11 protein-coding genes and 1 pseudogene are annotated in these 15083 nt (G+C 69.9%); 3 read left to right on the top strand and 9 right to left on the bottom strand.

The window, feature by feature from the left end:
- Positions 1 to 257: 257 nt before the first annotated feature.
- Entirely contained in the window at positions 258 to 539 is a 282-nt protein-coding gene (locus tag O1G22_RS01360) for a hypothetical protein (protein ID WP_270079565.1), read from the bottom strand.
- Positions 540 to 784: 245 nt separating this feature from the next.
- On the bottom strand, positions 785 to 1696 hold the full coding sequence (locus tag O1G22_RS01355; protein WP_270079564.1) for a LysR family transcriptional regulator: 912 nt from the start codon (positions 1694 to 1696) through the stop codon (positions 785 to 787).
- 147 nt (positions 1697 to 1843) lie between these two features.
- Between O1G22_RS01355 and O1G22_RS01350 the strand changes: the two genes are divergently transcribed.
- The 3 genes from O1G22_RS01350 (at position 1844) to O1G22_RS01340 (ending at position 4662) form a co-directional block, all read left to right on the top strand.
- The gene (locus O1G22_RS01350) at positions 1844 to 2962 is read left to right on the top strand and encodes a PrpF domain-containing protein (protein ID WP_270079563.1); all 1119 of its coding nucleotides are present in this window, start codon (positions 1844 to 1846) and stop codon (positions 2960 to 2962) included.
- Complete coding sequence (dctA, locus tag O1G22_RS01345; RefSeq protein ID WP_270079562.1) at positions 2959 to 4356, top strand: C4-dicarboxylate transporter DctA; 1398 nt, start codon at positions 2959 to 2961, stop codon at positions 4354 to 4356. The genes O1G22_RS01350 and dctA overlap by 4 nt, the downstream gene beginning before the upstream one ends.
- 171 nt (positions 4357 to 4527) lie before the next feature.
- The gene (locus tag O1G22_RS01340) at positions 4528 to 4662 is read left to right on the top strand and encodes a hypothetical protein (RefSeq protein ID WP_270079561.1); all 135 of its coding nucleotides are present in this window, start codon (positions 4528 to 4530) and stop codon (positions 4660 to 4662) included.
- Positions 4663 to 4860: 198 nt separating this feature from the next.
- Here O1G22_RS01340 and yicI read toward each other — a convergent pair whose 3' ends face one another.
- The 7 genes and pseudogenes from yicI to O1G22_RS01305 all read right to left on the bottom strand — a co-directional run bounded on the left by yicI (position 4861) and on the right by O1G22_RS01305 (position 14095).
- Positions 4861 to 7143 carry an alpha-xylosidase gene (gene yicI, locus O1G22_RS01335; protein ID WP_270079560.1) on the bottom strand — a complete coding sequence of 761 codons (2283 nt, stop codon included), beginning with the start codon at positions 7141 to 7143 and terminating at the stop codon, positions 4861 to 4863.
- On the bottom strand, positions 7140 to 8555 hold the full coding sequence (locus O1G22_RS01330; RefSeq protein WP_270079559.1) for a GH1 family beta-glucosidase: 1416 nt from the start codon (positions 8553 to 8555) through the stop codon (positions 7140 to 7142). Before O1G22_RS01330 ends, yicI begins: the two co-directional genes overlap by 4 nt.
- Positions 8556 to 8770: 215 nt before the next feature.
- Complete coding sequence (locus O1G22_RS01325; protein WP_270079558.1) at positions 8771 to 9754, bottom strand: acetylxylan esterase; 984 nt, start codon at positions 9752 to 9754, stop codon at positions 8771 to 8773.
- Positions 9755 to 9887: 133 nt separating this feature from the next.
- Complete coding sequence (locus O1G22_RS01320; protein WP_270079557.1) at positions 9888 to 10124, bottom strand: carbohydrate-binding protein; 237 nt, start codon at positions 10122 to 10124, stop codon at positions 9888 to 9890.
- A 69-nt stretch (positions 10125 to 10193) separates the two neighbouring features.
- Positions 10194 to 10768 (bottom strand): annotated as a pseudogene (locus O1G22_RS01315) (beta-galactosidase); the annotation flags it as partial.
- Positions 10769 to 10897: 129 nt separating this feature from the next.
- Complete coding sequence (locus O1G22_RS01310; protein WP_270079556.1) at positions 10898 to 11617, bottom strand: GH12 family glycosyl hydrolase domain-containing protein; 720 nt, start codon at positions 11615 to 11617, stop codon at positions 10898 to 10900.
- A gap of 135 nt (positions 11618 to 11752) precedes the next feature.
- Complete coding sequence (locus tag O1G22_RS01305; protein WP_270086290.1) at positions 11753 to 14095, bottom strand: sialidase family protein; 2343 nt, start codon at positions 14093 to 14095, stop codon at positions 11753 to 11755.
- Positions 14096 to 15083 lie beyond the last annotated feature (988 nt).

The following is a 15083-nucleotide window of genomic DNA, read 5'->3' as shown; positions in this document are numbered from 1 at the left end:
TCAGCCTAACGAACAATCCGCAGAGACATACGAGCAGTGCCAAAACAACTCCGGCGGAGCGAATCGGGGTGAGTTACCGCGGGAGGTCGCTGATTCGGCGGCCAGAGGATGCGGCGGGCGGCCGCCCGCCATGTGCTGTCGGCTCCGGCTCGTGACTCTCCCGCGCGGACGAGGCCGGTCTCAGAGGGCGTTTGAAGTAGGCGGATTGTTCCTGATGCCCTAGTGCGTTCCTTGCCGGGTAGGGGTGGTCTCGTCCGTTATACGCCTGGTGAGGTTGTCGACCGAAGCTGGCTGTCCAGCAGGCGTACCCGCCTGCGGTGGTCGCTGTCCTGGGCGCCGCCGCCCACGGCATACCGCCCCAGGACCAGAGCGACAGCGGTGACGAGAGTGAGGCCGGTGACGGCCGCGGCGGCACCGTCGGCCAGGGCGAGCAGCACCTCGGCCGCGACCGCGACGGTGTTCAGCACGGCCAGCGAGTGCCGTACCGATCCGGGCGCCCGTGGCACGGAGCCGACGAAGGCCCGGATCCGTGTGGGCACCTTCACAAGACACCCGCCACGGCTTCAGGCCCTAACGCCCGCGAGTGCACACCGTCGGCGATCTCGGCGAGAGCCGCCGCAGCCCGGTCGCGGTGGCCGTCGTCCATCGGGTGCGTGGAGTAACGCGCCTCGTCTTGGAAACCAAGCCGAGCCAGCCCAACGACCACGCCGTTCCGCCTACGAAACCCAAAACCCCCGACTGTTACTGAGCACGACGGTTGCATGGTCGGTGGGCAGGTCCGGTGTCAGTGTCGGGGCGTCCGGGCCGCGGCGGTGTCGTGGAGGAGTCGGGCGAAGGTCTGGGCGGCGGGGGTGAGGGAGTGGTCGGCCATGCGAACCAGGAGGATGCGGCGGATGGGGGCCGGCGGCTGGAGGGGCAGGACGTGGACGCCGGGTCGGATGCCTTCCAGGGCCAGGGTGGGGGCGAGGGCGACGCCGATGCCGGCGGCGACCATGGCCTGGGCTTCCTGGTAGTCGTGCGCCTCGTAGGCGATGTGGGGCTCGAAGCCGACGGCGCGGCAGCCGCGGACAAGGGCTTCGGCCACCGGGTGATGGTCGGCGCGGGTGATCCAAGGGTCGTGTGCGAAGTCGGCGAGTGAGGCGGCGTCGCGGCCGGCGAGTGGATGGTGGTCGCTGACGAGAAGGGCCGGCGGGTCATCGAGGAGTGGGGTGACGACGATGTCCTCCCGGTCGATTCGGCTCCAGTCGTAGTCCCACATCAGCGACATTTCGATCTCCCGGTTCTCCAGCATCGTCCAGAGCCCGGCGATGCGGGCGCTGCGGACGGTCAGCCGTACGTCGGGGTGGGCATCGCGGAAGGCGATCACCGCCTGCGGGAGGAGCGAGGCCCCGACAGTGGGGAAGGTGCCGATGCGTAGCGTGCCCGCGCGCAGGCCGGCGTAGTCGGCGAGTTCGTTTTCCGCAGCCTGCAGTTCGCGTTCGATCCGTTGCCCTCGTTCGGCCAGCGCCCGTCCGGCGTCGGTGAGGGTGACGCCCCGGGCGTGGCGTTCCAGCAGGGGCTGGCCTGCCTCCGTTTCCAGGCGGCTGATCTGCTGCGATACCGCTGACGGGGTGTAGTTGAGGGCGCGGGCTGTCGCGGTCACCGAGCCGCGCCGTGCGACCTCCGTGAACAGCAGGATGCGCCGGACGTCGAGCATGCCGCCACCTCCAGCGTTCACTTCATCTTAATAGCCATGCAGATTTCCGAGATTGTACTTCACGCTGCCGTAACCCACCGTGGAGGACACCACGCACGGCAAAGACCGTCGGTGGACTTCCCCTTCCCTGGCTGTGAGGAGTCGGTTGTGCTGCGTCTGCAGGGCGAGATGATCCGCGGAGGAACCAGCAAGTGCTGGATCTTCGACCACCGCGACGTGGCCGCCACGGGCGTGGACGTCGATGCCCTCCTGCTCGCCGCCTTCAACGCCGCCGACCCCCGCCAGATCGATGGCGTGGGCGGCGCTTCCTCCACCACCTCCAAGGCCGCCGTCGTACAGGCGTCAACCCAACCCGGTGTGGATGTCGAGTACGCGTTCGCGCAGGTCGGGATCGGCGACGAGCGCGTGGAGTGGGCCAGCAACTGCGGCAACTGCGCCACCGCCGTGGCCCTGTACGCCGTCCACCACGATCTCGTGACGATCACGTCGGACACCGCCACGGTCCGCATGCTCAACGTCAACACCGGGGCCCGCCTCACCGGCACGATCCCCACCCCCGCGGGCGTGGCCCCGGAGGAGGGCACGGCCGTGGTCCCGGGTACCTCGGCGCCTGGCGTGCCAGTCCTGCTCGGGTTCCAGGACCCGGCGGGCTCGACGACCGGCCGCGCTCTGCCGACCGGCCGGGCACTGGACGAGCTGACCGGCCCGGACGGTCCCGTCGAGGCATCCCTGGTGGACGCCGGCGCGCCGGCCGCGCTGTTCGAGGCCAAGGCGTTCGGCCTCGACGGCACGGAATCCCTCACCGCGTTCGCCACCGCAGTTCCCGCGCTGACACTGCTGCGCCGCCAGGCAGCGCTGGCCATGGGCCTGGCCCGCGAGGGCGATCCGGTCAGCCACGCGGTGCCGAAGGTGGGCATCGTCGCCCGGCCCGCGCCCTATCGCACCACACAGGGCACACTCGTCAACCAGGACGAGTACGACCTGGCCGTGCGCATGGTCTCCATGCACGCCCCGCACCCGGCGATCGGCCTGACCTCCGCCGTGGCCCTGGCCACGGCCGCCGCCACCCCTGGCACCCTCGCCCATCGCGTAGCCCGGCAGACCGCCGACGGCACGCTGCGCCTGGGCACCCCCGCCGGCGTGGTCACCACCCAAGCCGTCCCCGCACCGGACGGCGCGTCCCCCACGGTGCTGCTGCACCGCGCCGCCCGGCGTATCGCCCGAGCCGAACTCCTCGTTCCCGTCCTGGAAGGACGCCCCGCATGAGCCGCAACGACGCCGCCCCGGGTACCGTCACCGCACCACCGGGCCGCATCCGCCGGATGTTGTCCCACCTCTACATCCAGTGCCTGATCGCCGTCCTCCTCGGCGCCGCCGTGGGCGGGCTGTGGCCGTCCGTCGGCGCTGATCTCAAACCGCTCGGCGACGGCTTCATCGCACTGGTGAAGATGTTCATCGCACCGATCATCTTCTGCACGGTCGTCCACGGCATCGCCTCCATGGGCAACGCGCGCGCGGTCGGCCGCGTGAGCCTGAAGGCACTGCTCTACTTCGAGGTGCTGACCACCGTGGCCATGGTGATCGGCCTGGTCGTCGTCAACGTCGTCAAGCCGGGCAGCGGTCTGCACATCGACCTCTCGACCCTGTCCACCAAGGCCCTGCCGCCGGAGGCGACCACGGCCCACGAGGGCTTCGCCGAGTTCCTCCTCGCCATCATCCCGGCCACCCTGGTCAGCGCCCTGACCGGCAACGAGATCCTGCCGGTGCTGCTGGTGTCGGTGCTGTTCGGCTTCGGCCTGAACGCCAGCGGAGAGGCCGGCCTGAGCATCGCCCGGGGCGTCGAGAAGTTCTCCACGGTCCTGTTCACGCTCATCCGCTGGATCATGCGGCTGGCCCCCATCGGCGCGTTCGGCTCCATGGCCTTCACCATCGGCCACTACGGCCTGGGCACCCTGCGCCACCTGGCCCTGCTGGTCGGCTCGTTCTGGCTGACCGCCCTCTTCTTCGTCCTGGTCGTCCTCGGGACCGTGATGCGCCTGAACGGACTGCGGCTGCTGCCCTTCCTGCGCTACATCAAGGAAGAGCTGCTGATCGTCCTGGGCACCTCCTCCACCGAGCCCGTCCTGCCGCGCATGATGGCCAAGCTCCAGCACGTGGGCGCCTCGAAACCGGTCGTCGGCATCACGCTGCCCGCCGGGTACTCCTTCAATCTCGACGGCACCGCCATCTACCTGACCATGGGCTCGGTCTTCCTCGCACAGGCCCTCGGCATCGACCTCAGCCTCACCCAGCAGCTGGCCATGCTCGCCGTCATGCTGCTCACCTCCAAGGGCGCCGCAGGCGTCACCGGCTCCGGCTTCATCGCCCTGGCCGCCACTCTCAGCGCCGTCCCACACGTTCCCGTCGCCGCCCTCGCGCTGATCTTCGGTGTCGACCGGTTCATGTCCGAAGCCCGCGCCCTGACCAGCCTGGTCGGCAATGGCGTCGCCACCCTGGCCGTCGCCCGCTGGGAAGGGGAGCTGGACGTGGACCGCGCCAGGGCCGTCCTGGGCGGCGAGATTCCCTACGCCCCCACCCCCGCTCACTCCGCGGTGCCGGCCGAGCCCGATCCGAAGGAGACGTCCGCACCAACCCGTGACCCCGTTCCCGCCGCAAGCTGACGTCGCATGAGAGGGCCGGCCCGGAGCAGACGCTCAGGACCTGCCCTCCCACGTCTCACCAGGACGTCGTACTCGCCGTCCGGCCTGATCAGGAACGTCCGGCCCTCCGGTACGCCCAGTCCTCCAACCCGCTGATCAAGTTCGGCGAACGCCGCGCAGAAGGTGCATCAGGTGGCCAGGGATGCGGAACCGGACCTTCATGGACTGATCACGGCCCGCATGGGTGAACTGGAACCGCTGACAGAGAAGGTGAGCCAGCAGCTTCAAGAGGTGCGCGATTCGCCGGTCATGGTCAAGCAGATCTGAGGTGAGCTGGGGATGTTCAAAGGGCCTGCGGGCCGTAAAGCCGATACCCCGGCGGGGGTTGACAAACCCACCACACACCAGTCCCGTGACCAGCGAATTCAAGATGGTGGATGTTCATTGAGTGGAGCGGCGAACGGCCACTGAGGTGGTTCCTCTGCACTCCCGCTGGGCGAACATGGGAACCACCTCAGTGCTCCGTCAACGCGGGTACGGCAGGTCGGCTTCCAGGGTGCCGGCCGGGCTCGTGTGGAGGGTTCCGTCCGGTCCGCCGAGCCGGAGCTGCCAGGAGTGGGGGCTGTTGGTGGTGACCCGGAGGCGGTCGCCGTCGCGGCGCAGCTGGAAGCGCGCCGTCTCACCCGGTCCGTCGGCGCGCGGGATCACCAGCGTGTGTTCCGCGCCGTCGGCGAAGGCGTGGACCCTCAGCTCGACTCCGTCGGCCCAGGCCGAGACGGGGTGCTGGTCGTCGGCGGCGAAGGGGATGACGGAGTCGGGGCGGGCGAGCAGCGGCAGGGTGTGGAAGCCGTGGTGTTCGCGTACCCAGCGGGGGCCGGTGACCTGGACCCCGGTCAGGATGTTGGTCCACGTGCCCTCGGGCACGTAGTACTCGACCGTGCCGTCGTCGGTGAAGACGGGGGCGACGAGCAGGTCGTCGCCGAGCATGTACTGACGGTCGAGTGCCGCCGCGCCCGGGTCGTCGGGGAATTCCAGGACCATGGCCCGCATCACCGGGACGCCGGTGGTGTGGGCTTGCTGGGCGGCGCGCTGGAGGTAGGGGGCGAGGCGGTGTTTGAGGAGGGTGAACGCGCGGGTGACCTCGACGGCTTCCTCGCCGTAGTGCCACGGGACGCGGTAGGACTTGCTGCCGTGCAGTCGGCTGTGCGAGGAGAGCAGGCCGAATTGCACCCAGCGCTTGAAGACCGTCGGGGTGGGAGTGCCCTCGAAGCCGCCGATGTCGTGGCTCCAGAAGCCGAACCCGGACAGGCCGAGGGAGAGCCCGCCGCGCAGTGACTCGGCCATGGCGTTGAAGTGGGAGCCGCAGTCCCCGCCCCAGTGCACGGGGTACTGCTGGCCCCCGGCGGTGGCCGAGCGGGCGAACAGCATCGCCTCGCCCTCGCCGCGCTCCTCGCGCAGGAGGTCGAAGACAGCCTGGTTGTAGAGGTGGGTGTAGTAGTTGTGCATCCGCTCCGGGGCGGAGCCGTCGTGCCAGACGACGTCGGTGGGAACGCGTTCGCCGAAGTCGGTCTTGAAGCAGTCCACACCCTGCGCGAGGAGTCTGCGCAGTTTGCCGGTGTACCAGTCACGGGCGGCGGGGTTGGTGAAGTCGACCAGGGCCATGCCCGGTTGCCACAGGTCCCACTGCCACACGCTGCCGTCGGCGCGGCGCACCAGGTAGCCCTCACGCATGCCCTCCTCGAACAGCGGCGACTTCTGGGCGATGTACGGGTTGATCCAGGCGCAGACGCGCAGTCCCCGCTGCCTCAGCCGGGCCAGCATGCCTTCCGGGTCGGGGAAGGTCTCGGGGTCCCACGCGAAGTCGGACCACTGGTAGGCACGCATCCAGAAGCAGTCGAAGTGGAAGACGCTCAGCGGGATCCCGTGCTCGGCCATGCCGTCGATGAAGCGGCCCACCGTGGCCTCGTCGTAGTCGGTGGTGAAGGACGTGGTCAGCCACAGGCCCAGCGCCCAGGCCGGCGGCAGGGCCGGGCGTCCGGTGAGCGCGGTGTAGCGCTCCAGGATCTGCTTCGGGGTCGGGCCGTGGACGACGAAGTACTCCAGTGACTGGTCCTCGACACTGAACTGCACCTGGCCGACCGATTCGGAGCCGACCTCGTAGCTGACCTTTCCGGGGTGGTTGACGAAGAGGCCGTACCCACGGTTGGTCAGGTGGAACGGGACGTTCTTGTAGGCCTGTTCACTGCTGGTGCCGCCGTCGGCCTGCCAGATGTCCACCGTCTGCCCGTTCTTGACGAACGGGGTGAAGCGTTCCCCCAGGCCGTAGACCAGTTCTCCCACCCCCAACGCCAGCTGGGCGAGCATGTGGTGGCGGCCTTCGGCGTCGGTGACGAACCCCGTGCCGCGCTCACCGGCGGAGGTCAGCATGCGTCCGCCGGCGGTGAACTCCAGCCGCCACGGCTGTTCCGTGTCCACGCGCAGCGTCAGTTCGCCGGAGACCAGCTCCAGCACCGCCCCGTCCCGGCGCACCTTGCCGGTGTCCGCTCCGGCGCCGGGCAACGCGAACTCCGGTCCCCGGCGCACCGATCCGGCGTGGTGGGTCGTCCGCACACCGATGACCCCTTCGGCCGGAGACCAGCACTCCACGGTCAGCAGCGGGCTGTTGAGGGTGTCACCGCGCCGGGTCACGTGTTTCACGGGCGCGTACAGGGTCATCCGGTGGTCGTCGGCGCGGACGTCGGCGACCTCGGTGGCATAGCGGGCCGTGCAGCCGGGGCGCATGAGCCAGTAGCCGTCCGTGAACTTCATCGGGCAGGTTCCTCCGTGCGCGCGCGGTGCGCGGTGATCAGACCCCGGTACCAGTGGTAGCTGTCCTTGGGGGTGCGGGTCAGGGTGGCGTAGTCGACGTGGACCAGGCCGAAGCGCTGGTCGTAGCCGCGTGCCCACTCGAAGTTGTCCAGCAGCGACCAGGCGTGGTAGCCGCGTACGTCCACCCCGGCGGCGATGGCGTCGGCCACGGCGGTGAGGTGGTCGGCGAGGTAGCCGACACGGTCGCCGTCGTGGACCCGGCCGTCGGGTGCGATGATGTCGGCCTCCGCCGAGCCGTTCTCCGTGATCCAGATCGGCGGCGACTGCGGGTAGCGGACATGGACGTCGCAGAGCAGCTCGGTGAGGGCGGACGGGACGACCGGCCAGCCCATGGTGGTGTGCCGGGTGCCGTACGGGTCCAGCTCGGCCACGCCGATGTCCACAGCGGTGCGCTGCTCGGGGTCGGCCACGCGATGCGGCGCGGCGGCCACGGTGGTGGGCCGGTAGAAGTTGATGCCGAGGAAGTCCAGCGGGGCACCGATCAGGTCCAGGTCGCCCGGCAGCCGCCAGGCACCGTCGGCGAGCCCGGCCCAGGTCTCGGCCTCGTGCGCGGGATAGCGTCCGGCAAGGAGCGGTTCCGTCCAGATGTCGTTGTGCAGAGTCTCGGCGCGCAGGCGGGCGGCGCGGTCAGCGGGCCGGTCGGAGGCGGCGTGGATGCGGTCCAGGTTGAGGGTGATCCCGACGTCCCGGGCACCTGCGGCACGCAGCTCGCACACCGCGAGGCCGTGAGCGACCAACAGATGGTGTGCGGCCGCCAGCGCGCCACGGCCCTCCTCGGCCCCCGGCGCGTGCCGCCCCTCGGCGTAGCCCACGAAGGCCGAGCAGTACGGCTCGTTGAGCGTGATCCAGCGGTCCACCCGATCGCCGTACCGGTCGGCGGCGAGGGCCGCGTACTCCGCGAACGCCTCGGCGGTCTCCCGTACGCGCCAGCCTCCTCGGTCCTCCAGCGCCTGTGGCAGGTCCCAGTGGTAGAGGGTGACGGTGGGAGCGATGCCGGCGGCCAGCAGCTCGTCGATCAGACGGTCGTAGAAGTCCAGACCCCTGGCGTTGACCGGGCCGGTGCCCTGAGGCAGCAGGCGGGGCCAGGCGATCGAGAAGCGGTAGGTGTCGACGCCGAGCTCGCGTAGCAGGGCGACGTCCTCGCGGTAGCGGTGGTAGTGGTCGCAGGCGGTGTCGCCCGTGGCGCCCGCGAGCGTGCGCCCGGGGGTGTGGCTGAAGATGTCCCAGATGGACGGGCCACGCCCGTCCTCGTCGTGGGCACCCTCGATCTGGTAGGCCGCGGTGGCGGCGCCGAAGCGGAACCCGGCGGGCAACGTCGGGAAGGGCGGGGAACTCACGTGGGGACACCTCATGGGTCTCGTCGAAGTCGTGGCTGGTACCGGCTCGTGGGTAGCCGGCGAACATGCCACCGGCGCACGGCGGCGGAGGCGGCCCGGGCGGAGTGCTGCTCCGTGTGTGCGGCGGGGCCGCTTGGGTGACGCCCTGGCGGCGTCCGCTTCAGCAGCCGCTCGTGATCGGGCGATACGGTCGATCCCCGAACGGAAACGGGTGGCTCGCGGTGCGCGGGTCACTGCTCGGGTGCGAGCCCGCGCTCGGCCAGCCAGCCCAGTTGGACGGGTGGGTTGGAGCCGCAACCGCCGCCGTGGTCAGCGAACGGCCAGACGGTCATGGTCCGGTCCTGGCCCGCGTAGTGGTTGAAGGCGGCATACACGGTGGAGGGCGGGCAGATCGGGTCCATCAGGCCGACGCTGAACAAGGCCGGTGCGGTGGCCCGCTGGGCGAAGTGGACGCCGTCGAAGTAGTCGAGGGTGGCGAAGGTCGGCTCCACGCGGTGGCGGCTGTGCCAGCGCAGGTACTTGGCGATTTCCGGGTAGGGGCCCTCGCCGGTGATCTGGACGGCGCGGCGGAAGTGGCACAGGAACGGCACGTCGGGCATCACCGCCGCCACCCTGTCCCCCAGGAGTCCAGCGGCGGCGAGGGCCAGGCCGCCGCCCTGGCTGCCGCCCGCGACCACGATCCGGCGGGCGTCGAGGCCGGGAAGTTCCGCGACGGCGTCCACCGCCCGCGCGCAGTCGGTGATCAGGCGCCGGTAGTAGTAGTTCTCGGGCGAGTCGATGCCGCGGGTCATGAATCCCTCGGCCCACTGCGTGCCGTCGCCCTGGGTCCGGTCCGGGGTTTCGTGGCCCTGGCCGCGGCTGTCGACGACGAGTTGGGCGTAGCCGGCGGCGGACCAGAAGAGGTGGTCGGTGGGCACGCCGCGGCCGCCGCTGTAGCCGATGTAGGTGACGACGACGGGCAGCGGGCCTTCGGCTCCGCGCGGACGGAGCAGCCAGGCGGCCACCGGTTCGCCGTTCCAGCCGGGGAAGCGCAGGTCGTCCACCTCGACGGTGCGCAGCCGGAACCGGTCGGTGACGCGCTCGGCCTTCACCGCTCCGCCCTGTGATCGGGCGTCGTCGAGGGTGCGCTGCCAGAACGCGTCGAAGTCGTGCGGCGCGGTCGACACCGGTCGGTAGCCGACGAGTTCGTCATGGCCGAAGTCGGTGAGAGGCATGGGGACTTCCTCCGGATGGAGAGACGGTGAAGCGGCGGGGTGATGAAACATGAACAACACAAGGACTCCTGGGAATTGGGTGGCCGTGGTCACCACCGGAGGACGAGCGGCCGCCGGTCGGGGAGGCGGACGCTCAGCCGTTCGCCCGGTTGGAGTCGAAGCGGAACGCTGCGAGGTGGATGCGGCCGTGGAGGACCAGGGTCAGGTCGTGCAGGCCGGCTTCGACGCCGGACGGCTGCGTGGCGACCGCGGTCCAGGCGTACTGGTCGCCGGTGGCCGGCACCACGATCCGCGCCGGCTTCCGTTCGCCGCCCGCAGCTCCACGCTCGCCCTCGCCCGCAGCGTCGCCCTCGCGGGCGACCTCGGCCACGAACCGGACCGCTCCGGTCAGGTCGGCGGCGAGCCCGGCACGGACGGACTGACCATCTCATGTGTCCCTCCAGAAGGCCGTTCCCCACGCCTCGTTGAGGGCGTCCAGCGAGCCGTGGCGGGCGCGCAGCCACACCCGGAAGGCGGCGGCCGTGTGGTCGCAGTAGCAGAGCGTGCCGTATTCGTTGTGGACGTGCCACAGCGCGAGGGCGGGGTGGTCGCCGTACCGTCCGCCAGGGCCGAGGCGATCCGCCGGGCGGCGCTGCGGTAGGCGGGCGCGGCCAGGCAGTAGGTGTCGCGGCTGCCGTGGGTGAGGCGGGTGCCGTCGGGGGTGACCGGCAGTGCGTCGGGGTGGGCCAAGGTGAACCAGGGCGGCGGGGAGGCCGTCGGAGTGGCGAGGCCGACGGCCACGCCGTTCGCGTGCAGACGGTCGATGTGGGCGTCGAGCCAGGCGAAGTCGTAGCGCCCCTCCTCCGGTTCGAGCAGCGCCCAGGAGAAGACACCCACGGTGGCCAGGTTGGCCCTGGCCCGGCGCATGAGTTCGTCGTCCTCCTTCCAGACCGGTTCGTCCCACTGCTCGGGGTTGTAGTCCCCGCCGAAGGCGAGCCCGCCCAGGCGGCCGGTGATACTGCGGATGGTGGTCATGACGGTGCCTTCGTACGGAGGGTTCGTGCGCTGCTTCCGGGCCCGCCCGACTCTCCGTACGGAGAGTCGGGCGGTGCTTCCGGGCAGAGGGCGGTCGGTCACTGGTCCGCCTTTCGGTTTGTCGCGGCGTCAGAAGCCCGCGACGCCCCAGGAGGTGGCGGTGTAGTTGCCCGGCCCGAACTCCCAGCCGGCCATGATGCTGTTGAGGTACTGGTCGTTGGTGTAGTAGCCCCTGTCGATGCCCCAGTTGAAGAACGGGGTGAGGCTGCCGGACCACCAGCCGGACCTGCTCGTGTCCAGGTAGCTGATGGTGTGGCTGACGCCGTCCGGCCAGTTGTACTCGTAGATGTTCCAGGTACGGCCGCCGAGGCTGACGTTGGTCGCGGTCGGGATCGCGTTGCCGCTCGCGTCGTAGGCGTTGGCCAGCGGCTTGGTGTTGGACCAGTCGAGCCAGATCATCAGTTCGTTGTGGGAGTTGCGGTTGGTGGGCCCGGCCGTCGGGTCGATGAAGATGTCGTACGTGGCGTCGTAGTACGAGCCGGAGTTCGGGGACGACGACTGGCTGAACCACGTCGTGTTGTTGGCGCCGATGGCGCTGAGCTTTTTGGGGAGCGTGGTCACCGGGGACGTCCAGCCCCAGTCCGTGCCGTCGACCATGGCGACGAAGCCGGTGCCTGTCGAGGAGTTCACACCCCAGGAGTTGTCGTTGCTGTACCACGTCGAGGCGCTGCCGCCGGTCGCGTAGTACTTGAACCAGTACGTCGACGAGGCTGCCGCTGCCGAGTTCGGCAGGGTGAAGACGAGAGCCAGAGCCGCGAGCAGTGCGGCCCAGCCGAGACGGAATTTCATCAGCCCTCCGGAATGTGTGCTGAGTGGGGGGACCACACAGGAGAGGAGAAGTCGGTCGTCCTGCCGTGGCGGCAGGGCCACGTCGGTCTCCCCTCGGGACGGCAGGTGCGGAGCGAGGCGACCGGGAGTCGGATCTCACTGCGGGTCGCCGTAGATGACTCCGCGTCCGTTCGTCCCGAAGTAGACGCGACCGTAGACCCGGGGGTCTCCAGTCATGGTCTGGCCGGTCCAGGCGTACTGGTGCCGGTCGTCGTTGATGCGGACCCAGGTCCGGCCCGCGTCGTCGGACCGGAAGATGCCGCGCACGCCGCCGATCTTGGAGCTGGTGTAGACGGCGGGATAGGTCGCACCGGGCGCTGCCTTGCCGAATCCGACGACATCGCCCTGGTCCACCGCGTCGAACCTGGTGAAGGACGTTCCGGAGTCGGTCGAGCGCCACAGCCCGTACGGTGTGGGGGTGGTGGGCTTAGCGGTGCCGCCGGCGAGCCAGATGTCGCCCTCGTGGCCCGGTACCGGCTTGAACCGGACGTTTCCGGCGGTGGGCAGACCGGTGGCCGCCGTGGCCTTGAAGCTCTTGCCGCCGTCCGTGCTGAGGTAGAAGACGCCGGAGTCGTAGGCGTAGAACTTCGCGGGGTTCACCCGGTCGGAGCGCACGGCGGCCCCGGCCGGCAGCCCCTTCGAAGCCGTCCAGGTGGCTCCGTGGTCGTCGGACCAGCTGACCGGCGCTCCGGCTGGTGACCAAACGATGCGCCTGCCGTCGGCGCTGATGGCGACGGCCTGGTCTTCGACGCCGGCCCCGGTGACGCCGGACGGCTCACTGCCCGACGGCGTCCAGGTGGCGCCGCTGTCGGTGGAGATGGCGAAGTGCTGGGTCCAGCCGCTGGTGGGGTTGCCGACTCGCACGAGGGTGTGGGGCGCCAGCTCCGCGTAGTCCAGGGCAGGGGTGATGTAGAAGGTCGGGCTGTCGTACATCTTCGACGCCTTGCGGAAATCCGTGTGCCGGAAGCCGCCGACATCGCCCAGGCCGGAGAAGAGGTGCGCTGCACCGGCGGACGGGCTGATCACACAGAGGGCAGAGGTTTCCTCCAGGCCCTGGGCCCGTACGGACAGGTGCACCGTGCCGCCGCGGTCCCAGTCGGTCAGGTTGTTCGCGCCGTAGATCGTCGCGCCGGTTCCGTACATGAAATGGTCGGAGTCGAAGGGGTCGATCTGGACGGACTCCATCATCCAGCCCAGCTTGGGGGCCATCTCGGGCAGCGACGGCGAGGCATTCCAGGTCAGCCAGGGGGCGGCAGAGATGTCGAGGTCGTAGCGCAGGGTGCGCTCGGAATTCGTGCCCAGGTCCCACGCGCGGGTCCAGCTCGCGCCGCCGTCGGTGGAGCGGAAGAGGAGACAGTCGGGGTACCACTTGACCTGGGTGGACACCATCAGGGTGTCCGGGTTCTGCCGGTCGATGGTCAGGCCGCTGTAACCGTAGGTGTCGTCGGTGCTGGTGGAGGGGACCGGGCTGATGCGGGTCCAGGTGTCGGTGGCGGTGTCCAGCTTCCACACGTCGCCCTTGGAGCCGTCGTAGGGGCCGGCGGTGTTGCTGGTCGCCAGGTACAGGTAGCCGCCGACGTGGTCGAAGACCGCGTGGTGCGGGATGAAGCCGGTGGGCTGCCCGGGGACGCGTTCCCAGGTCGCTCCCGCGTCGGTCGACCGGTACAGGATGTTGTCCTTGTCGGCGACGGTGACGTAGAGGGTCCGGGTGGCCCTGCCCGCTCTGCCGGTGCGCTTGTCGAAGACGACTTGCAGCACGCCCAGGTTGTCGCCGTTGGGGCCGTTGGTGTCGTTGGGGTCGGGGACGAAGTTGCCCGGGTTGGGGAAGCTGGTCACCTTCGCGAAGGTCTTGCCGTAGTCGGTGCTGCGCCACAGCCCGTTGCCCCCGCGCACTCCCAGGTAGAGGATCCTGTTGCGGTTGGGGTCGATCACCAGCCGCTCGCCGATGCCCCGGCCGGGCATGTTGCCGCCCAGCCGGAACGGCAGGGGAGTGGTCTTCCAGGTGCGGCCGCGGTCGGTCGACCGCAGGATCGCCGCCATGCTCGGGTCCCAGTCGGGTATGGGGTAGGTGCCCGCCGCCAGGTAGACGCGGTCGGGGTCGACCTCGTCGGTGGCGATGCTGATGATGCCGGTGTGTCCGTACTCGTCCCAGCCGATCCAGTCGGTGAGGGGGAGCCACCGCTGGGACGACATGTCGAGGCGGTAGGCGCCGCCGATGTCGGTACGGGCGTAGACCAGTCCGGGTTCGCTCTGGTTGAAGATGATGCCGGTGACGAAGCCGCCGCCGACTATCTCCGCGTTGCGGAAGGTGTAGGGCGTGTGCTGGGCCGTCCCGGCCGTACGGGCGGAGGCAGCGGAGGGAGCGAGCACAGGGAGCGCGGCCGCGGCCGCGCCGGCCGCCAGCAGTCCTCGGCGGGAGAGGTGCGGGGCATGGGTCATGACGGGTCCTTGCCTTTCGGGTGCGGGTCTGTACGGGGCCTGCGCACAAGCAGCAGTTCCCATCGGCTCTGGTGTGGTCGGGGAGGGGGCGGATGGTGTCAGCCCGTCCGGGCCGACCGGCTCCTCGGTGAGCGGGTCGTGGCCGCGAAAACGGCCTCGCGCCCGAACTTCCGGGGGTCGAGCACTGGGTGGCGCGGGGCGGCGGGATCTGTTGCCAGGAGCCGTGGCGCCGGCTCCGGAAGGCGCTTGCGCAGGCCTTGTCCAGCGCGTCGAGGCTGCCGTACCGGTGGCGCAGCCAGAGTCGGGAGACCGCCGGGGCGTTCGGTGACGTGGTGAATCATGTGCGTCCCCCTGGCCCTTGATCGCGCCGGTGAGCATGCCCTTCGCCAGATGCTTCCGAAGCAAGGGGAAGGCGACGACGGGGAGCAGCGTCAGCACGACCACCGCCATCTGGAGCGACAGCGGAGCCGTCAGCGATTTTCCGTCGCCGAAGCCGGAGTTGGTCTGGCCGGGCATGTTGAAGCCGAGGCTGACGTACTGGTACAGCACGTACTGCAACGGCCATTTCCTGCTGTCGAGCGGCATGTAGAGCATGACGTTGAAAAAGGAGTTCCAGTAGCCGACGGCGTAGAACAGCGTGACCACCGCGGTGACCGCGCGCGACGTGGGCAGGACCACCGACCACAGGCTGCGCCACTCGCCGGCGCCGTCCATCCGTGCGGCGTCGATGAGTTCCGTGGCCGTGCCGGAGTAGAAGGCGCGCAGCACGATGATGTTGAACACCCTCACCGCGCTCGGCACGATCAGCGCCCAGTACTGGTCGTATCCGCCGAGTCCCACGACCACCAGGTAGCTGGGGATCAGCCCGGCACTGACGAACATGGTGACGATGAGCAGCATCAGGATCGTACAGTGGCCCAGCGATCCCCTGCGGGAGAGCCCGTAGGCGCACAGCACCGAGACCACCATCGAGAACAGGGTGCCCACG

Origin of the sequence: Streptomyces camelliae (assembly GCF_027625935.1) — a bacterium.
Lineage (GTDB): Bacteria > Actinomycetota > Actinomycetes > Streptomycetales > Streptomycetaceae > Streptomyces > Streptomyces camelliae.
This window is presented reverse-complemented; position numbering and strand designations above follow the sequence as displayed.